General features: G+C 65.5%; 21 protein-coding genes. 18 read left to right on the plus strand and 3 right to left on the minus strand.

All coding sequences use genetic code 11. The features are described from left to right. Nucleotides 1–112 precede the first annotated feature (112 nt). Both dprA and tldD read right to left on the minus strand, forming a co-directional pair. The gene (dprA, locus tag ACXYMN_RS08720; protein ID WP_459013187.1) at nt 113–1,423 is read right to left on the minus strand and encodes a DNA-processing protein DprA; all 1,311 of its coding nucleotides are present in this window, start codon (nt 1,421–1,423) and stop codon (nt 113–115) included. Between the two features lie 102 nt (nt 1,424–1,525). Then, nucleotides 1,526–2,947, minus strand: a complete 1,422-nt coding sequence (gene tldD / locus ACXYMN_RS08725; RefSeq protein WP_459013188.1) for a metalloprotease TldD — start codon at nt 2,945–2,947, stop codon at nt 1,526–1,528. Nucleotides 2,948–3,152: 205 nt separating this feature from the next. Between tldD and coxB the strand changes: the two genes are divergently transcribed. The 11 genes from coxB to ACXYMN_RS08780 all read left to right on the plus strand — a co-directional run bounded on the left by coxB (nt 3,153) and on the right by ACXYMN_RS08780 (nt 13,444). Beyond that, nucleotides 3,153–4,052 (plus strand): cytochrome c oxidase subunit II, encoded by a 900-nt coding sequence (gene coxB / locus ACXYMN_RS08730; protein ID WP_459013189.1) that lies wholly within the window; start codon nt 3,153–3,155, stop codon nt 4,050–4,052. A gap of 71 nt (nt 4,053–4,123) precedes the next feature. Next, complete coding sequence (gene cyoE, locus ACXYMN_RS08735) at nt 4,124–5,068, plus strand: heme o synthase (protein WP_459013190.1); 945 nt, start codon at nt 4,124–4,126, stop codon at nt 5,066–5,068. Then, nucleotides 5,065–5,256, plus strand: a complete 192-nt coding sequence (locus ACXYMN_RS08740; protein WP_459013191.1) for a hypothetical protein — start codon at nt 5,065–5,067, stop codon at nt 5,254–5,256. The genes cyoE and ACXYMN_RS08740 overlap by 4 nt, the downstream gene beginning before the upstream one ends. Next, nucleotides 5,256–5,846: a cytochrome c oxidase assembly protein gene (locus tag ACXYMN_RS08745; RefSeq protein ID WP_459013192.1), complete on the plus strand. Its 591-nt coding sequence runs from the start codon at nt 5,256–5,258 to the stop codon at nt 5,844–5,846. Before ACXYMN_RS08740 ends, ACXYMN_RS08745 begins: the two co-directional genes overlap by 1 nt. A 28-nt stretch (nt 5,847–5,874) precedes the next feature. Beyond that, entirely contained in the window at nt 5,875–6,675 is an 801-nt protein-coding gene (locus ACXYMN_RS08750) for a cytochrome c oxidase subunit 3 (protein WP_459013193.1), read from the plus strand. 218 nt (nt 6,676–6,893) lie between these two features. After that, complete coding sequence (locus tag ACXYMN_RS08755) at nt 6,894–7,574, plus strand: SURF1 family protein (RefSeq protein WP_459013194.1); 681 nt, start codon at nt 6,894–6,896, stop codon at nt 7,572–7,574. Then, entirely contained in the window at nt 7,574–8,962 is a 1,389-nt protein-coding gene (thrC, locus tag ACXYMN_RS08760; RefSeq protein ID WP_459013195.1) for a threonine synthase, read from the plus strand. Before ACXYMN_RS08755 ends, thrC begins: the two co-directional genes overlap by 1 nt. Beyond that, entirely contained in the window at nt 8,959–10,221 is a 1,263-nt protein-coding gene (locus tag ACXYMN_RS08765; RefSeq protein ID WP_459013196.1) for a M16 family metallopeptidase, read from the plus strand. The genes thrC and ACXYMN_RS08765 overlap by 4 nt, the downstream gene beginning before the upstream one ends. Then, nucleotides 10,221–10,805 (plus strand): GNAT family N-acetyltransferase, encoded by a 585-nt coding sequence (locus ACXYMN_RS08770; RefSeq protein ID WP_459013197.1) that lies wholly within the window; start codon nt 10,221–10,223, stop codon nt 10,803–10,805. The genes ACXYMN_RS08765 and ACXYMN_RS08770 overlap by 1 nt, the downstream gene beginning before the upstream one ends. 165 nt (nt 10,806–10,970) lie before the next feature. Further along, nucleotides 10,971–11,810 (plus strand): MBL fold metallo-hydrolase, encoded by an 840-nt coding sequence (locus ACXYMN_RS08775; protein ID WP_459013198.1) that lies wholly within the window; start codon nt 10,971–10,973, stop codon nt 11,808–11,810. Nucleotides 11,811–12,025: 215 nt separating this feature from the next. After that, a complete protein-coding gene (locus ACXYMN_RS08780; RefSeq protein ID WP_459013395.1) occupies nt 12,026–13,444 on the plus strand; it encodes an FAD-binding oxidoreductase in 1,419 nt (472 codons plus the stop codon). Between the two features lie 27 nt (nt 13,445–13,471). On the opposite strand, the gene ACXYMN_RS08785 is transcribed toward ACXYMN_RS08780, so the two are convergent. Further along, nucleotides 13,472–14,314, minus strand: a complete 843-nt coding sequence (locus ACXYMN_RS08785) for a lytic transglycosylase domain-containing protein (RefSeq protein WP_459013200.1) — start codon at nt 14,312–14,314, stop codon at nt 13,472–13,474. Nucleotides 14,315–14,648: 334 nt separating this feature from the next. On the opposite strand from ACXYMN_RS08785, the gene ACXYMN_RS08790 reads away from it, so the two are divergent. The 7 genes from ACXYMN_RS08790 to ACXYMN_RS08820 all read left to right on the plus strand — a co-directional run bounded on the left by ACXYMN_RS08790 (nt 14,649) and on the right by ACXYMN_RS08820 (nt 21,558). After that, entirely contained in the window at nt 14,649–14,837 is a 189-nt protein-coding gene (locus tag ACXYMN_RS08790) for a hypothetical protein (RefSeq protein WP_459013201.1), read from the plus strand. A gap of 245 nt (nt 14,838–15,082) precedes the next feature. Further along, complete coding sequence (locus ACXYMN_RS08795) at nt 15,083–15,271, plus strand: hypothetical protein (RefSeq protein WP_459013202.1); 189 nt, start codon at nt 15,083–15,085, stop codon at nt 15,269–15,271. Between the two features lie 143 nt (nt 15,272–15,414). Next, entirely contained in the window at nt 15,415–16,272 is an 858-nt protein-coding gene (gene cpaB, locus ACXYMN_RS08800) for a Flp pilus assembly protein CpaB (RefSeq protein ID WP_459013203.1), read from the plus strand. Between the two features lie 203 nt (nt 16,273–16,475). Continuing rightward, nucleotides 16,476–17,897, plus strand: coding sequence for a type II and III secretion system protein family protein (locus ACXYMN_RS08805; RefSeq protein WP_459013204.1), 1,422 nt, complete (start codon nt 16,476–16,478; stop codon nt 17,895–17,897). Between the two features lie 4 nt (nt 17,898–17,901). Continuing rightward, nucleotides 17,902–18,603, plus strand: a complete 702-nt coding sequence (locus ACXYMN_RS08810; RefSeq protein ID WP_459013205.1) for an OmpA family protein — start codon at nt 17,902–17,904, stop codon at nt 18,601–18,603. 256 nt (nt 18,604–18,859) lie between these two features. Then, the gene (locus tag ACXYMN_RS08815) at nt 18,860–20,116 is read left to right on the plus strand and encodes an AAA family ATPase (RefSeq protein WP_459013206.1); all 1,257 of its coding nucleotides are present in this window, start codon (nt 18,860–18,862) and stop codon (nt 20,114–20,116) included. A 14-nt stretch (nt 20,117–20,130) separates the two neighbouring features. Continuing rightward, the gene (locus ACXYMN_RS08820) at nt 20,131–21,558 is read left to right on the plus strand and encodes a CpaF family protein (RefSeq protein WP_459013207.1); all 1,428 of its coding nucleotides are present in this window, start codon (nt 20,131–20,133) and stop codon (nt 21,556–21,558) included.

The raw sequence follows: 21,558 nt of genomic DNA on the forward strand, positions 1-21,558 counted from the left end.
AATGGACAAGGCTAACTCAAGACAAGCGCGTATCAAGGCCTTCATGTCCATTTGCCTGTCCAAAGCGCCGTTTTCGCGGATTATCAGCCCGACACCGGGGGTATTGTCCACTCTACGAGGACGCCGCGAGCGCCAACAGGCCACCCGGGGCACGACAGATTCGCCCCTCCAGTTCCAGATCGGTCAGCACCGGCCCGATCCGTCCCATCGGCGCGTTCAGGTCGCGGATCAGCTGGTCCTCGGCCATCGGCGATGGCCCCAGACGCGCCAGGATTTGCGCGTGTAGGGCGACCATCTCTGCCTGACCGCGTCGGCTGTCAGTGTCGCGCGGCCCCTGGGGCGACGGGGCGGGCGGCGTCCCGGTCCTGGGATGTTCGCCGTGACTGTCGCACTCGGGCCCGGATCCCGGGGAGTTAACCAAGGGTCGTACCGGTGCCGCGGCATCCCGCGGGCGGCGCTTTGACCTGGGCGCTGTGGCCAATGGCAGGCAAGGTTCGGCCACGCCGCACCCGGCGTGCGGCGGTGCGATATCGGCCAGCACCTCGAGAACGTCGCGGCTGCCACGCACCAGCCGGGCCCCGTCGCGGATCAGCGCGTTGCACCCCGAGGCGCGGGCATCGAAGGGATGACCCGGCACGGCAAGCACCTCGCGGCCCTGGTCGAGCGCGTTGCGCGCGGTGATGAGAGAGCCCGACTTGCACGCCGCTTCGACGATGACCACCGCCTGAGACAGTCCCGAAATCAGCCGGTTGCGCATGGGAAAGTGCCGCGCCTGCGGCGACAGCGCCATTGGCTGTTCGCTGATCCGGACGCCGCCCGCCGCGACGATATCTTCGGCGAGACGGGCGTTTTCCTGCGGGTAAAGCACGTCGACCCCGCCCCCCATGACCGCGACGGTCCCGGTGCCGATGGCAGCGGCGTGGGCAGCGGCGTCAATGCCGCGGGCCAGCCCCGAGACGACAACGATACCCGCCGCACCCAGATCGGCGGACAGGCTGCGGGCCATGCGCAGGCCCAGCGAAGAGGCGTTGCGCGCGCCGATCAGCGCCACCAGCGGGCGATCCAGTACCGACAGGTCGCCGACGGCCCAGAACATCGGCGGTGCATCGGACAGATCGTCAAGCCCGGCGGGATAGTCGGGCGTGCCCTGAAAGACCAGCCGCGCGCGTTCGGCCCGCCCCACCCGCAACTCGGCGTTGACGACGGCTTCGGGGCAGATGCGGTAATCGGGAACACCCGCGGCGCGGGCAATGTCGGGAAGCGCCTCGAGCGCGGCGCGCGCGGTGCCGTGTTCGGCCATCAGCCGCCGGTATGTGGCGATGCCGACCCGGCGAGAGCGCAAGAGACGGAGCCGGTCAAAACGGTCGTCTTCCGTGGTGGGTGGGATTGGGGGGTGAGTGGAAGAAGGATGGTCTTCGGCCATTCGCCCGTCCCCGTCTGCTTGCAGAATCAGGTATAGCGCACGGGGGGTTAAAGGAAGCTTAAGACCGGTGGCCAGTTTGTGGCGGTGGCGTTCGACGCCGTCTCAGCCTTGCGCGCCGCCGACCGTCAACCCACCGATCAGCACGCTTGGCTGGCCGACACCCACCGGCACCCACTGGCCCTGCTTGCCGCAATTGCCCATGCCCGGATCCAGCGCCATGTCATCGGCCAAGCCCCGGATATGCTGCAGGGCGGTGGCACCGTCGCCGATCAGCGTCGCACCCTTGACCGGTGCGCCGATGCGTCCGTTCTTCACCCGGTAGGCCTCGGTGCAGGAGAACACGAACTTGCCATTGGTGATGTCGACCTGACCGCCGCCGAACCCCACCGCGTAGATGCCGTCGGTCAGCTCTCCGATCAGGTCCTCTTTGCGCGCCGTGCCGCCCAGCATGTAGGTATTGGTCATGCGCGGCATCGGGATATGCGCAAAACTTTCGCGCCGCCCGTTGCCGGTGGGGGCCACCCCCATCAGCCGCGCGTTCTGGCGATCCTGCATCAAGCCCACAAGGATACCATCCTCGATCAGCACGTTCTTGCCCGACGGCGTGCCCTCGTCATCGACGGTGATCGACCCGCGCCGGTCGGGGATGGTGCCATCGTCCAGCACCGTCACCCCCGGTGCCGCCACGCGCTGCCCCATCAGCCCGGCAAAGGCCGACGTGCCCTTGCGGTTGAAATCCCCCTCGAGCCCGTGGCCCACCGCCTCGTGCAAAAGGATGCCGGGCCAGCCGGGCCCCAGCACGATGTCCATGACCCCGGCGGGTGCGGCCTCGGCCGACAGGTTCACCACCGCCACGCGCAGCGCCTCGCGGGCCTTGGCCTTCCAGTCCTCGGGGTCGACCAGCCCGTCCAGCAACACCCGTCCGCCGCCGCCCGCCGACCCGCTTTCGCGGCGACCGTCCTCTTCGACGATGACACTGACATTGAGCCGGGTCATGGGGCGGGTGTCGCTGACCATGTGGCCGTCTGCGCGCAGGATGCTGACCTCCTGCATCGAGGCCGCGAGCGACGCCGACACCTGCACCACGCGCGAATCGAGGTCGCGCAGGAAGGCGTCGATCTCGCGCAGGGTGTCGAGCTTGGCCGCAAAGGACAGCCCGGCGATCGGATCGGCATCGGTATAGAGACGGCGGTTGGTGGCGCCGGGCGCGGGCGACATGACGCCGCCGCCATCGCCCACAGCCAGCCGCGCCGTTTCCGCGGCCCGTTGCAATGCGGCTTGCGATATCTCGGTGGAATGGGCATAGCCCGCGACCTCGCCCTTGACCGCGCGCAACCCGAATCCCTCGGATGCGTCGTAGTTCGCCTGCTTGACCCGGCCGTCGTCGAAGACGATGCCCTCGCTGCGCCTGCGCTCGAAAAACAGCTCTCCGTCCTCGGCCCCGTTCAGGGCCGTGTGCAGCGTCTGCAGGGTTTCATCGCGGTCAAGATGGGTCTCGAGCGGGCGGAACGGAGCATCGGACATGAGGGACCTTTTTCGTCGAACGGGATCGGATACGGGGTCGAATGCGGATCAAGCGGCTCTTTGACGCAAGTATCCGCCTTTATCTACACGTAAGAATATGGTTTTAACCGATCCAGAGACAATCCGAAGATTCCTCGGCATACTGAAGCAGGTGCGCCGCGACCTTCGACCGACGCAAGAACGACAGAACCGATCAAGGTGATACATGAAACTCAAAACGATGCTTTCGGGCCTTTTCGCGGCCACCCTCGCTGCACCGGCCCTTGCCCAGAGCGACGAGATCGTTGGTGCCCCCAAGCCGGGCGGCATCGGGTTCCAGCCAGCGGTAACCGAACTCGCACGCGACCTGCAATGGCTCGACGGGATGATCACGATCATCATCACGATCATCACGCTGTTCGTGACCGCCCTGATCGGCTGGTGCATCGTGCGCTACAACCGCAAGTCCAACCCCACCGCCGCCGCCTTCACCCATAACACCCCGGTCGAGATCGCCTGGACCATCGTGCCGATCGTGATCCTGGTGTTCATCGGGGCGTTCTCGCTGCCGGTGCTGTTCAAGCAGCAGGAAATTCCGGAAGGCGACATCGTCATCAAGGCCACCGGCTACCAGTGGTACTGGGGCTATGAATACGCCGATGACGGCTTTGCCTTCGACAGCTACATGATCGGCTCGCCCGCGACCGGCGGCGACAATGCCTACAGCGACGAGGTCGAGGCCCAGCTGCTCGAGGCCGGCTACCAGCCCGAGCATTTCCTGCTGGCCACCGACACCCAGGTCGTCGTGCCCGTCGGCAAGACCGTGGTGATGCAGATCACCGGCGGCGACGTGATCCATTCCTGGACCATTCCGGCCTTCGGCGTGAAGCAGGACGCGGTGCCGGGACGCCTGGCAGAGCTGTGGTTCACCGCCGAACGCGAAGGCATCTATTTCGGCCAGTGCTCCGAGCTGTGCGGCATTGCCCACGCCTACATGCCGATCACCATCAAGGTGGTGAGCGAGGCCGATTACGCCGAGTGGATCGCCCAGATGAAAGAGGAATACGCATCATACGATGCGGCCCCGGCCGCCGCCGCCCCGATCCAGATCGCCGCGGCGAACTGAGCTACCCTTGCAAGACCGGACAGCGCGGCATGCATCGCGCTGTTCTCCTTCCCTGACCCGTTGAGCCCCTCATGACCGACGCTTCCCTTCAGACCGCCTACCAGGACGAACCGCAATTCGGCGACTATTTCGCGCTGCTGAAGCCGCGCGTGATGACGCTCGTGGTGTTCACGGCCTTTGTCGGACTGCTGGCGGCACCCGTGGACGTGCATCCCTTCGTGGGCTTCTGCGCGATCCTGTTCATCGCCATCGGTGGCGGTGCCTCGGGCGCGCTCAACATGTGGTGGGACGCCGATATCGACGCGGTCATGCGCCGCACCGTCAAGCGCCCGATCCCGTCGGGCCGCGTGGCCGGGGACGAGGCGCTGGCCATCGGGCTGGCGCTTTCGGCGTTCTCGGTGGCGTTCCTCGGGCTGGCGACCAACTGGGTCGCGGCGGGGCTTCTGGCCTTCACCATCTTCTTCTACGCCGTGGTCTATACCATGTGGCTCAAGCGCTCGACGCCGCAGAACATCGTCATCGGCGGTGCCGCGGGGGCCTTTCCCCCGATGATCGGCTGGGCCGCCGCCACAGGCGGCATCGCGGTCGAGAGCGTGCTGATGTTCGCGCTGATCTTCATGTGGACGCCGCCGCATTTCTGGGCGCTGGCGCTGTTCATGCGGTCCGACTACGACGACGCGGGCGTGCCGATGCTGACCGTGACGCATGGCCGCCCCGCCACCCGCCGCCACATCCTGATCTACACGCTGCTGCTGGCCGTGCTGGCGCTGGCGATGGGCGTGACCGCGGTTGCGGGCCCGGTCTACCTGGCCACCGCCATCGTCCTGAACGTCCTGTTCATCAAGGGCGCCGTGGCGATCTGGCGGCGCGACGAGGTCGCCGCCGAGGCCGACAACTACCGCGCCGAAAAACGCTTCTTCAAGCTGTCGCTGCTGTATCTCTTTGCCCATTTCGGGGCCATCCTCGCCGATCAGGCGCTGGCCCGCTTCGGGCTGACATGGGGGGTCTTCGCATGAGCCTGTCGCAGAAACACGAACTCCACACCCGCCGCTTCAGCCGCAACCTCGGCGTCGGCCTGTCGCTCGCGGCGCTGATCGCCATCGTCTTCGGGCTGACCTTCGTCAAGGTCACGCGCGGCGATTTCGAGGTGCCCCGCGCGGGCAATGTGACGATGGATCCGGGTATGGCTACGGGGTCGGACTGATGGCGATGGACGGCAAGACAAAGACGCTTGTGCAACTGATCGGCGTCGTGACCTTCATGGGCGCGATGGCCTGGGCCTCGGTGCCGCTGTACAACTGGTTCTGCGCCGTGACCGGCTATGGCGGCACCACCAACACCGCCGTGGCCGGCAGCGAAACCGTGCTCGACCGCGAGATCACGGTGCGCTTCGACGCCAATACCGAAAAAGGCATGGCATGGGAATTCAAGCCCATGCAGCGCGAGATGACGTTGAAGATCGGTGCCGACGGCATGGCCTTCTACGAGGCCTACAACCCCAGCGACCGCCCGATTGCCGGTCAGGCAGGCTACAACGTCGCCCCCTTCATCGCCGGGAACTACTTCTCGAAGATCGAATGCTTCTGCTTTACCGAGCAGGTCCTGATGCCCGGAGAGCGCGTCGAGATGCCGGTCAACTTCTTCGTGGACCCGGCAATCGTCGACGATCTGGACGCCAGGCACATCAATCATATAACCCTGTCCTACACCTTCTACGAGATCGACCTGCCCGAGGACGTGGCAGCGCATGTCGACGCGACGGCAGGACCGGACACCGAAACAACACTGAATTAACGCGAAAGCGAGCGAGGGAAGCAAAACGATGGCGCACGCGAAGAACCACGATTACCACATTCTAACCCCGTCGGTCTGGCCCTTCATCGGGGCGGTCTCGGGTTTCATCATGCTGTTCGGGGCGGTGCTCTGGATGAAGGACAGCGGGCCCTGGATGTTCCTGATCGGCCTCGTCGGCGTGCTCTACGTCATGTTCGCATGGTGGTCGGACGTCATCGCCGAAAGCCAGGTCGGCGATCACACGCCGGTGGTCCAGATCGGCCTGCGCTACGGCTTCATCCTGTTCATCATGTCGGAAGTGATGTTCTTCTTCGCCTGGTTCTGGTCGTTCTTCAAACACGCCATGTACCCGATGGGCCCCCAAAGCCCTGCCGTGGACGGCGTCTGGCCGCCCGCGGGCATCGAGACCTTCGATGCCTGGCACCTGCCGCTGATCAACACGCTGATCCTGCTCTGCTCGGGGGCTGCGGCAACCTGGGCGCACCACGCTCTGGTGCACGAGAACAACCGCAAGGACATGGCCAACGGGCTGATCCTCGCCGTGGTGCTGGGCCTGATCTTCACCGCCTTCCAGGCCTATGAGTACAGCCACGCAGCCTTCGGCTTCTCGGGCAACATCTACGGTGCCAACTTCTTCATGGCGACGGGCTTCCACGGCGCGCATGTGATCATCGGCACCATCTTCCTGTTCATCTGCTACCTGCGCCTGCGGCGCGGTCACTTCACACCGACCAAGCATGTCGGCTTCGAGGCCGCCGCCTGGTACTGGCACTTCGTGGACGTGGTGTGGCTGTTCCTCTTTGCCGCGGTCTACGTCTGGGGCGGCTGACCTCTCGCCCCGGCATACCCGACGACAGATGCAAACGCCCGGTCGCGCGCCGGGCGTTTCGCTTTCCACACCCCCTGCCCCGAACCCTATGCGGGGCCTCCGATCCGGGCAAACCCGCAATTCCGCCAGGCGTCGCCCGCGGCCACACCCTCCATTGAACCCGTCCGCGCCAGACGTTAGACGGACGCTCAGCCACCCAGCGGATTGCTCCCGATCTCATGCGTCTTGTCGTCCCCCTCCTCTTCGGCCTCATCGGATGCGCCATCCTGATCTCGCTCGGGACCTGGCAGGTGCAGCGGCTTGCCTGGAAAGAGGGCATCCTCGCCGAAATCGAAGGCCGTATCGACGGTGCGCCCGAACCGCTGCCGACGACCGTCTCGCCCAGCGCACAACGCTACCAGCCGGTGGCCCTGACCGGCACCATCGACGCGGGCGAGGTACATGTGCTGGTGTCGACCAAGGCGCAGGGCGCGGGCTACCGTATCATCGCTCCCTTCACGACCGGGGATGGCCGCAAGCTGCTGCTCGACCGGGGCTACGTCCCCGCCGCGGCCAAATCCGCCCGACGCCGCATCGGCCCCGCCACCGTCACCGGCAATCTGCACTGGCCTGACGACCGCACCGCATCGACGCCCGCCAATGACCGCGACGGCAACATCTGGTTCGCCCGCGATATCGGCGCCATGGCGGACGCATTGAAATCCGAGCCGTTGCTGGTCATCGTGCGCCGCGAAGACCCCGCACCGCCGGGCATCCTGCCGCTGCCGGTGTCGCCCTCGGGCATTGCCAACGATCATCTGCAATATGCCATCACATGGTTCTCGCTCGCGGCCATATGGGCGGCTATGACGGTGTTCTACATTGTCCGCGCGCGCAAATCTCCGAAAGGCCCGGCCTGATGAAATACATCTCGACCCGCGGGAAAGCCCCTGCTCTCGGCTTTGAAGACACCATGCTGTCCGGCCTGGCCCGCGACGGCGGGCTCTATGTGCCCGAAACCGTTCCACAGATGTCCGCCGCCGATATCCGCGCCCTGCACGGCCTGCGCTATGAAGAGGTCGCCTACCGCGTCATGCGCCCCTTCGTGGGCGATGCCTTCGACGACGCCACCTTCGCGCAACTGATCGAAAACGCCTATCGCGACTTCGGCCACACCGCGCGCGCCCCGCTGGTGCAGCTGGCACCCGGGCACTTCCTCGCCGAGTTGTTCCACGGCCCGACGCTGGCCTTCAAGGACTTCGCGATGCAGCTCATCGGGCAGATGTTCGAGACAGCGCTGACGCGGCGCGGCAGCCGGGTAACCATCGTCGGCGCCACATCGGGCGACACCGGATCGGCGGCGATCGAGGCATTCCGCGGGCTTGATGCGGTCGATGTCTTCATCCTGTATCCGCATGGCCGCGTCTCGGACGTGCAGCGCCGCCAGATGACCACGCCCGTGGAATCCAACGTCCATGCCATAGCGCTCGACGGGCATTTCGACGATTGCCAGGCGCGGCTGAAGGACATGTTCAACCATTTCGAGTTTCGCGACGCGGTCCGCCTTGCGGGCGTCAACTCGATCAACTGGGGCCGGGTGCTGGCGCAGATCGTGTATTTCTTCACCTCCGCCGTGGCCCTCGGCGCGCCGGATCGCCGCGTCAGCTTCACCGTGCCCACCGGCAATTTCGGCGACATCTTCGCAGGCTACATCGCCAAGCGCATGGGCCTGCCTATCGACAAGCTGGTGGTGGCCACGAACCAGAACGACATCCTGCACCGCTGCCTGTCGACCGGCGACTACCTGACCGACACGGTCGCGCCCTCGATCTCGCCGTCGATGGACATCCAGGTCAGCTCGAACTTCGAACGCGCGCTCTTTGACGCCTACGGGCGCGACGGCGCGGCCATTGCCCAGCTCATGGACGAGCTGAAGACCGGCGGCTTCCATGTCAGCCAGGGCGCGCTGCAGACCTTGCGCGAACACTACATGTCGGGCCGCGCCTCCGAGGCGGAAACCCTGGCGACGATCACCCGCGCGCATGCCACCATGGGCGAATTGCTGTGTCCGCACACCGCCATCGGCGTGCACGTGGCCGAACGGCACCTCGATCCCGCGGTGCCGATGATCACGCTGGCCACCGCCCATCCCGCGAAGTTCCCCGACGCGGTCGAGAAGGCCACCGGCATCCGCCCGGCCCTGCCCGACCGCATGGCAGACCTCTTCGAGCGCCCCGAGCGTTTGACCCGCGCCGAGAACGACCTTTCGGCCCTCGAGACCCTCATAAAGGACCGGATCGCCCTTTGACTTCCCGCATCACCACCCTGCCCAACGGCTTCCGCATCGTCACCGAGGCCATGCCGCATCTGAAATCCGCTGCCCTCGGCATCTGGGTCAGCGCCGGTGGCCGCCATGAACGCGTGGCGGAAAACGGCATCGCGCATTTCCTCGAACACATGGCCTTCAAGGGCACCGCCAGCCGGTCGGCGCTGAAGATCGCCGAAGAGATCGAGGACGTGGGCGGCTATATCAACGCCTATACCTCGCGCGAGACGACGGCCTATTTCGCCGGTGTGCTGGAACCCGACGTGCCGCTGGCGCTGAACCTGATCGCCGACATCCTGCGCAACCCGGTCTTCGACGCCCACGAGATCGAGACCGAGCGCCACGTGATCCTGCAGGAGATTGGCCAGGTCCGCGATACGCCCGACGACATTATCTTCGACTGGCTGCAGGAAAAGTCCTATCCCGATCAGGCCATCGGCCGGTCGATCCTGGGCCCCTCGGACAATGTCTCGCGCTTCGGACGCGACGATCTGACCGCCTTCGTCAGCGAACACTACGGCCCCGACCAGCTGATCCTGTCGGCGGCCGGTGCGGTCGACCATGACCTGATCGTCAAGCAGGCCGAAGCGCTGTTCGGCGACATGGTGCCGCGCGGCTTCCGCGAGGCCGATCCGGCCAGCTTCGGGGGCGGCGAGGTGCGCGAGACGCGCAAGCTCGAACAGGCGCATTTTGCGCTGGCCTTCGAATCCCCCGGCTACCGCGCGCCCGGCTTCTACCCGGCGCAGATCTATTCGACCGTCCTGGGCGGCGGCATGTCGTCGCGCCTGTTCCAGGAGGTGCGCGAAAAGCGTGGCCTCTGCTACACGATCTTCGCCAATTCCGGTGCCTATGCGGATACCGGCACCACCACGATCTACGCCGGCACCTCGGGCGACGAGTTGTCGGCACTGGCGCATCTGACCATCGACGAGATGAAGCGCGCCGCCTCGGACATCCGCCCCGAAGAGATCGACCGCGCCCGCGCGCAGCTCAAGGCGGGGCTGCTGATGGGGCTCGAATCGGCCTCGGCACGCACCGAGCGGCAGGCGCGCATGGTGCAGATCTGGGGCAAGGTGCCCCCCCTGGAAGAGACCATCGCCCGGATCGATGCCGTCACCCTCGACGATGTGCGCCGCTTCGCCGAAACGATCGCGGTCGAGGCCCCGGCAGCCATGGCGCTTTACGGCCCGGTCGAGAAAGCGCCCACGCTTGACGCCCTGAACGCGGCCCGCGCCGCCTGATGCTGTCGCGCCGGCGGAAACTGAAGGTCGAGACAGAGCGGCTGACGCTGCGACCGCCGGTGCATGGCGATTTCAATGCCTGGACGACGCTGCGCCGCGACAGCCGCGATTTCCTGACCCCGTGGGAGCCGACCTGGGCCGCCGACCATCTCGCCCGGCGCGCCTTTACCAACCGCGTCTACTGGGCAAATCGCGCGATCTCGGGCGGCACGGCGGTGCCGGTGTTTCTGATCCGCCGGAACGACCAGGCGCTGCTGGGGGCGCTGACGCTGGACAATATCCGCCGCGGCCCGGCGCAATCGGGCACCATGGGCTATTGGATCGGCGCGCCCTTCGCGCGTCAGGGCTACATGCGCGAAGCGATCGAGGCGATGGTGCATTACGCCTTCGAACGGCTCGACCTGTCGCGTATCGAAGCCGCCTGCCTGCCGGAAAACGTGGCCTCGCGCGGTCTTCTGGAACGCTCGGGCTTCAAGTACGAAGGCGTGGCGCAAAGCTATCTCCAGATCAATGGCCGCTGGCGCACCCATGTCCTCTACGCCGCGCTGCGCCTTGATCGCCGGGGCAAGACGCAGGTGGGCTGAGACCTTCCCCGCCGCTCCCGACAAACCACCCGCCCACTGCCCCCACCGCAAACCGCGGGCCTCCCGCGCGCTTGAAAGCCACCGCCGCCAGACCTCACACCCTCGTGACACCGCGCACCGGCAAAATCGCGCACCCTTCGCAGCACGCAAAGGAGTCCGCTCGCCATGATCCGCCCTGTCACTGCCCTGATGCTGACGATTCTGACCGCCCTGCCGATCTCGGCGCGCGCGCAGGACCAACCCCGCCGCCCGTCGCATTGCATCGCCATCGCCGATGCGGCCCCGGGGATACGCTACCTGCACAAGGCCAGCTGGCAGGACCCGGTGCCGCAATATTCCGTGCGCATCCACTACATCGCCCATGCCTCTTTCCTGATCCAGACCCGGGGCGGGCTGAACGCGGTGACCGATTTCACCGGCTTCATCGGCAACACCACCCTGATTCCCGATCTGGTCACCATGAACCACGCCCACGACACCCACTGGACCGCCCATCCCGACCCGGCGATCCCGCATGCGCTGCCGGGCTGGGGCCCGTTCGGCGAAGGCATCGACCACCATGTGGACCTGGGCGAGATGCTGGTGCGCAACGTTTCGACCGATATCCGCAGTCAATTCGGTGGCCGCGAGGATAACGGCAACTCGATCTTCGTCTTCGAGGTCGAAGGCCTCTGCATCGGCCATCTCGGCCATCTGCACCACGAACCCGACGATGCCCAATACGCCGCTCTCGGGCGGCTCGACGTGGTGATGGTGCCGGTCGATGGCGGCTATACCATGGCCCGGACCAACATGATCAACGTGCTCGAGCGCCTCAAAAGCCGCGTCATCATCCCGATGCACTGGTTCTCGGGGCTGGCGCTCGAGGCTTTCCTCGACGAGATTTCCACCAGCTTCGCGGTAACGCGCACCGGCCAAAGCCATCTCGAGGTCTCGCTCGCCACCCTGCCCGACCGCCCGACCGTGACGATCCTGCAACCGGGCTGGCTGCGCGATCCGCAATAACGCCGCGATCCCATGCCGGGCGCACCGCTTATGCTTCATCTTTCCGAAAAAACGCCCGCCGGAGGCACCCGGAACGGCGCGCTCCGCGCCGATGACATGACATGTCGCGCGCCCCGCGCGCGTCCGCCGGATCGAGCCAGATCAAGCCGCCCTTTCGCTGCCGCATCGATCCGCGCTATCTCGTGCCTGCAACACAACCCGGAGTCCGCCACCCGATGCCTCTCTCCTCTGCCGACCAGGGCTTTCTCGACGCGCTCGCCGCCGAACTGCCCGCCGACACCATTCGCGCCGCCGATGCGCGCTTTCACGAAGAACCGCGCGGACGCTACAAGGGGGCGGCCACCCATGTGGCCCTGCCGCGCACGACCGCAGAGGTGGCCCGCATCACCCGCCACGCCAACGCGGCCCGGGTGCCGCTGGTGCCCTACGGCGGCGGCACCGGGCTGGTCGGCGGCCAGATCGCGCCCGAAGGCGGCGCCGTTCCGCTTCTGGTCAGCCTCGAACGGATGTGCGCGATCCGGTCGGTCCACGCCTCCGAGAATGTGCTCATTGCCGAGGCCGGTGCGATCCTCGTCGATGTCCAGGCGGCGGCCCGGGCGGCCAATCGCCTGTTTCCGCTGTCCCTCGCCTCGGAAGGGTCGGCGCGGATCGGCGGGCTGCTGGCCACCAACGCGGGCGGCGTGAACGTACTGCGCTACGGCAACGCGCGCGATCTCTGCCTCGGGCTCGAAGCGGTGATGCCGGACGGCGCGGTCTGGCACGGGCTGAAACGCCTGCGCAAGGACAATACCGGCTACGATCTGCGCAACCTGATGATCGGGGCGGAAGGCACGCTGGGGATCATCACCGCCGCCACGCTCAAGCTGTCGCCGATCCCCGCGGGCACCGGCACCGCCCTGCTGGTGGTCGACAGCCCGCGCGCCGCCCTCGATCTGCTGGCCATGGCGCAGGACCGGCTGGGCGATGGCGTCTCGGCGTTCGAACTGATGAGCCGCATGGGCTATGACTTCCTCGCCGAAACCATCCCGGAGTTGCGCCAACCCTTCCCCGAGGCCCCGGAATGGTCGGTCCTGATCGAGGTCGGCCTCGCGCGCGGCCTCGATCCCGCCGATGCGCTCGCGGCGCTGTTTGCCGATGCGCTCGAGGCCGGGCTGGTGTCGGACGGGCTGATCGCGCAATCGCAGGCGCAGCGCGACGATTTCTGGGCGATTCGCGAACGCATCCCCGAGGCCAACCGCCACATCGGCGCGGTCTCGAGCCATGACATCTCGGTGCCGATCTCGGCCATCCCGGAGTTCATCCCCGAGGGCATCGCGCGCCTGAAGGCGATCGGCGACTTCCGGGTCAATTGCTTTGGCCATCTGGGCGACGGCAACCTGCACTACAACGTCTTCCCGATGCCGGGGCGCAGCCGCGCCGATCACGAGACCCAGCGCGACGACATCAAGCGCACGATCCACGACCTCGTGCACGAGCTGGGCGGCTCGGTCAGCGCCGAGCATGGCATCGGCAGGCTCAAGGTCGACGATCTGGAACGCTATCAGGATCCCGCGAAGCTGGCGGCGATGCGGGCGATCAAGGCCGCGCTCGATCCCAACGGCATCATGAACCCGGGCGCGGTGCTGCGCGCCTGAGCGTGGCATGCCCCGGGGGTGCGGGCCTCAGGGCGAGACGATGAAGACGCAGCCGTCCGAGATCATCATCGGCGGCGTCTTGCACAGCCCGCGCGCGATCTCGAACGCCGCGAGCACCTTGGGCACATAGTCCCGCGTCTCGGCGAAGTCGGGCACACCACCGGCTTCGGCGACGGCGGTCTGCCCGGCATTATAACCCGCCAGCACCAGCACCGGGTCGCCGCGATAAGCCACCATCAGCGCATCGAGGAAGACGATCCCGCCGCGAATGTTCTGGTCGGGGTCAAAACTGTCCGCGACACCCAGCTTGCGCGCGGTATCGGGCATCAGCTGCATCAGCCCCTCTGCCCCGACCCGGCTGACCGCGTCGACCTTGCCGCCCGACTCCACCGCCATCACCGCAAGCGCCAATGCGGGCGAGACGCGGGTGCCGACCGAATGGCGCAGCAGCGACGAGCCGTGGCTGGCGGCGATGTCCTGCAGGACCTGCATGCGCGGCGCCGAGACCCGCGCGGCTTCGGGCGCGGCTTTCAGCGCGGCAAGCGCGGGCTCCAGCCGACCGGGCCCCGACGCCTCGGCCGTGGAGGCGGCGATCTTCTGCCAGAACCAGCCATAGCGCCCGCCGGGTTTCGCCGGTGTCACCGCGACGACATCCTGCGGCATCTCCGGATCGGCGGTGCCGGTCTCGGGCGGCGGCAACACGGCGGGATTGGCGCGCGGGGCGATCTGGACGGTAATGCGCTTCGAGGTGCCGGGTTTGGGCGGCTTGACGAAGCGGGCGGACATGCCCGTCTCGGATTGCGCCACGGCATCCAGCGGCGCCGCAAGGGTCAGGGCGACGCAAAGCGCGCTGAATTTCACAAGGGACATCGGGACTGCTCATTCGTTTTTTGTTGTCCGCAGTCTCTCACAAACGGCCCATTGTCCCAAGCGCCGATCCAATCGCGTCGATTTTGCCGGATTATCGTGCCCAGAATGCGCCTGTTGAGACAAATTTTAACTTTAAATCAAACATTAACAGTGACTTACCTGTTTTTCCCAGTGATGCCCGCCGGATACGAAAATCGAACGATTGCGGTCAAAATCGTGCCCCAATCCAAGGTCTATATAGCTCCATACCGCAACGGAGGCGGGGGAATGAGAGACCCCGGCAAACTCTGGAGCGGTGGAAACGAGAGCAAACATAACCCTACGGAGAATACCCATGCTTAACTTCATCAAGAACTTCCGCAACGACGAAGACGGCGCAGTAACAGTTGACTGGGTCGTGCTGACCGCAGCCGTCGTCGGCCTCGCAGTTGCCGCCTACACCACCATCGAGACCAACTCCAAGGCGCTGATCGGCGCCGCTGCAACCGCAGTCTCGACCGAGAACGACGGTTTCGCGAAGTAATATTTCAGGCCTGAGGGCCTGCGCGGGGCACTTGACCCCGGAAAAGTTCAAGGGGTGCGCTGGCCAGCAAGCTGGCGCACCTTTTCCATTCAGAGGTCATCGCGCAAAACGCGGCAGGGGTCGACGAAGAAACCCCGGATGGTCTTGTCGATATAGAGGTGCCCTTGTTGGTCTTTTGGATCCAGGGGGCAGTCTTCTCCCGGGTATGGTCCCGAGCGAGATGTGGGAAAAGGCGCGTGAAGAGAATGCTAAATTTCATCTTCAGACATTTCATCCGCACCGAAGACGGTGCGGTCACGGTCGACTGGGTGGTATTGACCGCCGGCGTGGTCGGGCTCTGCCTGATCGCCTACAGCACCATGGAAACCGAAGCCGTGGGCCTGGCTACAGCGGCCGGCGCCGCCGTCGGCGACAGGGCCGGGGAATTGCCATGAGGCCGCGGCGGGCCATTCGTCGTTTTTGACAAAGAGTGGTCACGCCCCCTCCCGTTTTTCGCCATTGTTTCCTGTCACGCTTCAAACAGAACAAGGGCCGCGGCAATCCCGCAGGCGGTCGACAGAAGAATTGAGGTATCACCATGCGACTTGTGTTCGGACTCGTTCTGATCGCGGGCCTCGGCTTTGCCGGTTTCGCGGTGTACATGGCCCAGAACTACATCGGAGCCTATGAATCAGCGCTCGAGGAAGAGCGTGCGAAACAGGCGGGGTCGGTGGACGTGACAGACGTCTATGTCGCCGCCAATCCCCTGACCTACGGGCAGGTCATCACCGAAGAGGACGTCAAACTCGTCCCCTGGCCGGTCGCGGCGCTTCCCGACAAGTACTTCACCCCCGACGAACCGCTGCTTGTCAAAGGCGAAGACGTGCGCGTCGCGCTGCGGCAGATCGAGGTCAACGAGGTCTTCATGGCCGCCAAGGTATCGGACCCCGGTGGCGATGCGGGCCTGACCTCGCGTCTCAAGAAAGGCATGCGCGCCTTCGCGGTCAAGGTCGACGTGGCCTCGGGTGTGTCGGGCTTCCTGCGTCCGGGCGACCGGGTCGATGTCTACTGGACCGGCCGCATCGGGTCCCGCGATCCGTCGCTGCCCCAGGGCGAGGTCACCAAGCTGATCCAGACCGGGGTCGAGCTGATCGCCATCGACCAGACCGCCAATGTCGACGGCACCAGCGCCACCATCGCCCGCACCGTCACCGTTGCCGCCACGCCGCAGCAGATCGCATCGCTGGCCCAGGCCCAGTCCACCGGCAACCTGTCGCTGTCGCTGATGGCCAACAACGACACCACCATCGCCGAGGCGGTCGAGGTCGACCAGCGCACGCTTCTGGGCATCGAGAAGAAGGAAGCGCCCTCGATCCAGAAGGCGCGCGAGGTTTGCACGATCAAGACGCGCAAGGGCTCCGAGATCATCGAGATCCCGATCAACTGCACGAACTGACCCGCATTTCAACGACTTGCCGAAGGCGCCCCCCGGGGCGCCTTTTTGGCCTGCGCGGCGCGAAAGTCACGGTTGTTGCGCGCAACCCACATCAATTCTCACCGTGAAGCCATTGATTCTTGCAAATAATCAAAATGTCGCGCAGGCTTCGGCGCAATGCAGGCAAAAGACTTGCACCTGAGGCGTGATCGGAAAGGCAGGTCATGAAATTTGACAATTATCTACGGGCGACCCTTGTGGGATGCGTCCTCGGACTTGCACCCGCGGCGGTTCCGCTTGCAAAGGCCGATACCCTTCGGGTGGTGCGCGGCAACGTGGGTTCCGTGCTCAGTGTCTCGATGAACCGGGCGCTTGTGGTCGAAAGCGACATTCCCTTCGCGGAACTGTCCATCGCCAACCCCGCCATCGCGGATATCTCGTCGCTGTCGGATCGCTCGATCTATGTGCTGGGCAAGGCGCCGGGCACCACGACGCTGTCGATCTTCGACGCCGAGGGGCGCCTGATCTCGAACGTGGATGTCCGCGTCGCCGCGGATGTCAGCGAATTCAAGGAGCGGCTGCGCCAGATCCTTCCCGGAGAGCCGGTGGAAGTGCGCACCGCCAATGACGGCATCGTGCTGTCGGGCACCCTCACCTCGATCCAGTCGCTCGACAAGGCGCTCAGCCTCGCGGAACGCTACGCCCCCGGTCGGGTGTCGAACCTGATGCAGGTCGGCGGCGTCCAGCAGGTGATGCTGAAGGTGCGCTTCGCCGAGATGCAGCGCTCTGTCTCCAAGGCGCTGCGGTCGTCGATGTCGATCGGCGGCGATCTTCTGGGCGGCGATGTGGGCCTGGCGTCTGAAACCGGCGACTGGCTTGGCGCGAACACGCTGGGCAGCCCGGTCACCTTCGGCAACGGCGCCGAGGGCGGCGCGGTCATCGGCTTCGACGCCGGCGGTCTGGAAGTGGGCATTCTTCTGGAAGCCCTTGAATCCAAGGGCCTCGTCCGCATGCTGGCCGAACCGAACCTGACCGCCCTGTCCGGCCAGGAAGCCTCGTTCCTGGCGGGCGGCGAATACCCGGTGCCGGTGCAGTCGCAAAACGACAACGTCACCATTGAATTCAAGCCGTTCGGCGTCGAGCTAAACTTCATCCCACGTGTCATCGACGGCGATCTGATCAATCTCGAACTGAAAACCGCCGTCTCGGCACTTGATACCACCACGGGCATCGACCTCGATATCGTCCGGATCAACGGCTTCACCCGCCGCGAGGCCTCGACCACGGTCGAGTTGCGCGACGGCGAAAGCTTTGCCATCGCGGGCCTGCTGCAGGACGATTTCCGCGACCTGAACGGCCAGGTGCCTTGGCTGGGCGACGTGCCGATCCTCGGTGCGCTGTTCCGCAGCGCCGAATATTCCCGCGAACAGTCCGAGCTGGTCATCATCATCACGCCGCATCTTGTCACGCCGACGCGCGGCGATGCGCTGGCGCTGCCGACCGACCGGGTCCGCCCGCCGACCGAACGGGACCTGTTTCTCTATGGCAAGACCCAGGCAGGCGAGCGTCGCAAACCGCGCAGCGGTGCCGCCGGAGAGGTTGCAACGCAGGACTTCACCGGCTCCTATGGCTATGTGATGGATTGAGGTGATGAGGATGCAGGCGAACGCGATCAAAACCGGTCTTATGGCCCTCGGCACCGTCAGCTTCCTGTCCGCCTGCACACAGGAGGCCGGGCGGGCGCAATCGCACGCGTCTTTCCAGCGCGAGGCAGGATCGATCCTCGATCCCGGCGATTTCGGCGCGGCGACCAAGAACAACGTCGCCCTCATGTCGGGCGAACAGCGCTATACCTTCGATCTGGCCCAGCGTTTTGCCAGCGAAGTGATGACGACCGTCAACTTCGCCTTCAATTCCGCGCAGCTCGACAGTGGCGCGCGCGATACCCTGCGCGAACAGGCGGCCTGGATCCGTCAGTTCCCCGAAGTGCGCTTCCGCGTCTACGGGCACACCGACCTGGTCGGCGGCGACAGCTACAACAAAAGCCTCGGACTCGCCCGCGCCCGGGCCGTGGTGCACTACCTGTCGACCCAGGGCATCAGCCTCAACCGCCTGGAAGCCGTTGTTTCCTTTGGCGAAACCCAGCCGCTGATTGTCACCCAGGGCCGCGAGCGCCGGAACCGGCGCACCGTGACCGAAGTGTCGGGCTTCGTGTCGGGCCATCAGAATGTGCTCGACGGCAAATATGCCCAGATCATCTACCGTGACTACGTCAACTCGGCCGTGTCCGAGACGTCGCTCGGCGGGTCGGGCGACGCGGCGGCGATCACGATCCCGGCGTCGGGCGGCTGATCTGCGCCCCGGCGTCCGGACATCCGGACGCCCGGCGGACAGGCTGCAACAGCCCCCTCACCGTCTGCAAAGAACGTACAATTACGTTTTTTTCGTCCAAATGTTGCCGCCTTTGACTGCGATCTTCACACCATAGCGACAGGACCGTCCGGGCATTTTGCCCTGCGGTTCCTTCGTCGGAAAGGGTGCAGGCGCCCGCAGTCTGACTGCGTTCCTGCCCCTGTTCGATGTGAGACAGGCAAAGGACTTGACGCAGATGAGCAAGGTGACAGACGCAAAAGCGTCCGCAGAAACCGCACCGATCGTGGCCTGCACAATCAGCCGGGACGTGCAGATTTTCGACCTTCTGATCGAAGACATGGAAACGATCCTGGGGGAAACCTGGGGCGATCTGGGCTTTGCCGAAGCGCTGGCCTTTCTGGGTCAGCCAGAGGCGGAAACCCTTGAATTCGTGGCGCTTGCCATCGACGACACCGACGAGGAAAACGTCGATCAGCTGATGTCGATCATCGCCACCGCCAAGGCACGCGGCGTCCGCGTGGTGCTGATCGCCGAAGATGTCACCCCCGCCACGCTGCACCGTCTGCTGAAGAACGGTGCCGACGAATTCGTGCCCTACCCGCTGCCCGAAGGCGAACTTGCCGCGGCCATCGAACGGCTGAAGGCGGTGCCCGCACCCGAGCTTGCGGCGCAGCCCGCCGGGACCGGACGCGCCAAGCTGAAATCCGGCGGCGACGGCATCCTTTTGGCCGTGCAGGGCATGGCCGGCGGCGTCGGGGCAACCACCTTTGCCGTCAACCTGGCATGGGAACTGGCCAATGTGGTCAAGGACAAGGACAAGGCCCCGCGGGTCTGCGTCGTCGATCTCGGGCTGCAATTCGGCTCGGTGGCCACCTATCTCGACCTGCCCCGCAAGGAGACGATCATCGAGTTGATGGCCGATATCAGCACCCTCGACGAGGAATCCTTTGCCCAGGCGCTGCAAAACTACGGCGACCGGATCGAGGTGTTCACCGCGCCGTCGGACCTGCTGCCGCTCGACATGCTGGCGCAGGAAGACGTGAAGCTGCTGCTCAGCCTCGCCCAGGAGCATTTCGACTACGTCGTCATCGACATGCCGTCGGCCATCACCCAGTGGTCCGAAACGGTGCTGCAGGCCGCACAGGTCTACTTCGCGATGGTCGAACTGGACATGCGCTCGGCGCAGAACACGCTGCGCCTCAAGCGCGCGCTGCAAGCCGAGGACCTGCCCTTCGACAAGCTGCGCTTCGTGTTGAACCGCGCCCCGAAATTCACCGACCTGCAGGGCAAGAGCCGCGCCAAGCGCATGGCCGAAAGCCTCGATATCACGATGGACCTGTACATGCCCGATGGCGGGCGTCCGGTGGCGCAGGCCTGCGATCACGGTCTGCCGCTGGGCCTGCAGGCCAGCAAGAACCCGCTGCGCAAGGAAATCAACAAACTGGCGCTGTCCCTTTACGAGATCGGCCAGACCGACGCCGTCGCCGCCTGAGGAGCTGACCCGACATGTTTTCGCGTTACAAGAAGAACGCCGACCCCGCCGTCCCTGCCCCGGTCGTGGAAAAGCCCGCGCCCGCCGCCAAGGACAAACCCGTCGCCATGCGCCGCGTGCAGCCCAACGCGGCCGCCCTCCCGGTTGCGGGCGACAAGGAGAAAAAGCGCAAGGAACGGCTGGCCGAGATCAAGCTCGACCTGCACCGCGCGCTTCTCGACAACCTCAACCTCGCGGCGCTCGACCAGGCCTCCGAAGCGGACCTGCGCGCCGAGATCCAGGCCATCGCGGTCGAATCGCTGCAAGAGCGGTCCATCGTGCTCAACCGCGAGGAACGCCAGCAGCTCAACCAGGAGCTCTACGACGAGGTGAAGGGGCTCGGTCCCCTCGAGACGCTTCTCAAGGACGACACCGTCTCGGACATTCTGGTGAATGGCCCGCAGCAGATCTTCATCGAACGCAACGGCAAGCTGACCCTGTCGGACATCACCTTCAAGGATGAACGCCACCTGATGCGGATCATCGACAAGATCGTGTCCGCCGTGGGCCGCCGGGTCGACGAATCGAATCCCTATGTGGACGCCCGCCTTCAGGACGGATCGCGTTTCAACGCCATGGTGCCGCCGATCGCCATCGACGGCAGCCTCGTCTCGATCCGGAAATTCAAGAAGGACAAGCTCGGCATCGACGATCTGGTGGCCTTCGGGGCGTTTTCGGAAGAGATGGCGGTCTATCTGCAGGCCGCGGTGGCGACGCGCCTCAACATCATCGTTTCGGGAGGCACAGGTTCGGGCAAGACCACGACGCTGAACGCGCTGTCGTCCTTCATCGACAACAGCGAACGCATCCTGACCATCGAGGATACCGCCGAACTTCAGCTGCAGCAGTCGCATGTGGGCCGGATGGAAAGCCGCCCGCCCAACGTCGAGGGCAAGGGCGCGGTCACCCCGCGCGACTGCCTGAAGAACGCCCTGCGGATGCGTCCGGACCGGATCATCGTCGGCGAGACGCGCGGCGAGGAAGTCATCGACATGCTGCAGGCCATGAACACCGGCCACGACGGCTCGATGACCACGATCCACGCGAACTCTGCCCGCGACGGCGTCGCCCGACTGGAAAACATGATCGCCATGGCCGGGATCGAGATGCCGCTCAAGGCGATGCGCAGCCAGATCTCGTCGGCTGTGAACCTCATCGTGCAGGCGTCGCGCCTGCAGGACGGGTCGCGCCGGATGACCTCGATCACCGAAATCACCGGCATGGAGGGCGAGGTCATCTCGATGCAGGAGCTGTTCCGCTTCCAGCGCGTCGGCCTGACGCCGGAAAACAAGATCCTCGGTCATTTCACCGCGACCGGGGTCCGCAGCCATCATTCAGAGCGTTTCAAGATGTGGGGCTACGATCTGCCCGCCTCCATCTACGAACCTTTCCGGGGGGATTGA

The organism is Roseivivax sp. CAU 1753 (genome assembly GCF_054482575.1).

What these genes read in the sequence shown, in the direction of transcription:
- ACXYMN_RS08790 (WP_459013201.1), top strand. Translation starts at nt 14,649, where the DNA reads ATGCTTAACTTCATCAAGAACTTCCGCAACGACGAAGACGGCGCAGTA.
- ACXYMN_RS08770 (WP_459013197.1), top strand. Translation starts at nt 10,221, where the DNA reads ATGCTGTCGCGCCGGCGGAAACTGAAGGTCGAGACAGAGCGGCTGACG.
- ACXYMN_RS08775 (WP_459013198.1), top strand. Translation starts at nt 10,971, where the DNA reads ATGATCCGCCCTGTCACTGCCCTGATGCTGACGATTCTGACCGCCCTG.
- dprA (WP_459013187.1), bottom strand. Translation starts at nt 1,423, where the DNA reads ATGGCCGAAGACCATCCTTCTTCCACTCACCCCCCAATCCCACCCACC.
- thrC (WP_459013195.1), top strand. Translation starts at nt 7,574, where the DNA reads ATGAAATACATCTCGACCCGCGGGAAAGCCCCTGCTCTCGGCTTTGAA.
- ACXYMN_RS08755 (WP_459013194.1), top strand. Translation starts at nt 6,894, where the DNA reads ATGCGTCTTGTCGTCCCCCTCCTCTTCGGCCTCATCGGATGCGCCATC.
- ACXYMN_RS08810 (WP_459013205.1), top strand. Translation starts at nt 17,902, where the DNA reads ATGAGGATGCAGGCGAACGCGATCAAAACCGGTCTTATGGCCCTCGGC.
- ACXYMN_RS08820 (WP_459013207.1), top strand. Translation starts at nt 20,131, where the DNA reads ATGTTTTCGCGTTACAAGAAGAACGCCGACCCCGCCGTCCCTGCCCCG.
- ACXYMN_RS08745 (WP_459013192.1), top strand. Translation starts at nt 5,256, where the DNA reads ATGGCGATGGACGGCAAGACAAAGACGCTTGTGCAACTGATCGGCGTC.
- ACXYMN_RS08785 (WP_459013200.1), bottom strand. Translation starts at nt 14,314, where the DNA reads ATGTCCCTTGTGAAATTCAGCGCGCTTTGCGTCGCCCTGACCCTTGCG.
- cyoE (WP_459013190.1), top strand. Translation starts at nt 4,124, where the DNA reads ATGACCGACGCTTCCCTTCAGACCGCCTACCAGGACGAACCGCAATTC.
- ACXYMN_RS08805 (WP_459013204.1), top strand. Translation starts at nt 16,476, where the DNA reads ATGAAATTTGACAATTATCTACGGGCGACCCTTGTGGGATGCGTCCTC.
- cpaB (WP_459013203.1), top strand. Translation starts at nt 15,415, where the DNA reads ATGCGACTTGTGTTCGGACTCGTTCTGATCGCGGGCCTCGGCTTTGCC.
- tldD (WP_459013188.1), bottom strand. Translation starts at nt 2,947, where the DNA reads ATGTCCGATGCTCCGTTCCGCCCGCTCGAGACCCATCTTGACCGCGAT.
- ACXYMN_RS08750 (WP_459013193.1), top strand. Translation starts at nt 5,875, where the DNA reads ATGGCGCACGCGAAGAACCACGATTACCACATTCTAACCCCGTCGGTC.
- ACXYMN_RS08795 (WP_459013202.1), top strand. Translation starts at nt 15,083, where the DNA reads ATGCTAAATTTCATCTTCAGACATTTCATCCGCACCGAAGACGGTGCG.
- coxB (WP_459013189.1), top strand. Translation starts at nt 3,153, where the DNA reads ATGAAACTCAAAACGATGCTTTCGGGCCTTTTCGCGGCCACCCTCGCT.
- ACXYMN_RS08815 (WP_459013206.1), top strand. Translation starts at nt 18,860, where the DNA reads ATGAGCAAGGTGACAGACGCAAAAGCGTCCGCAGAAACCGCACCGATC.
- ACXYMN_RS08740 (WP_459013191.1), top strand. Translation starts at nt 5,065, where the DNA reads ATGAGCCTGTCGCAGAAACACGAACTCCACACCCGCCGCTTCAGCCGC.
- ACXYMN_RS08780 (WP_459013395.1), top strand. Translation starts at nt 12,026, where the DNA reads ATGCCTCTCTCCTCTGCCGACCAGGGCTTTCTCGACGCGCTCGCCGCC.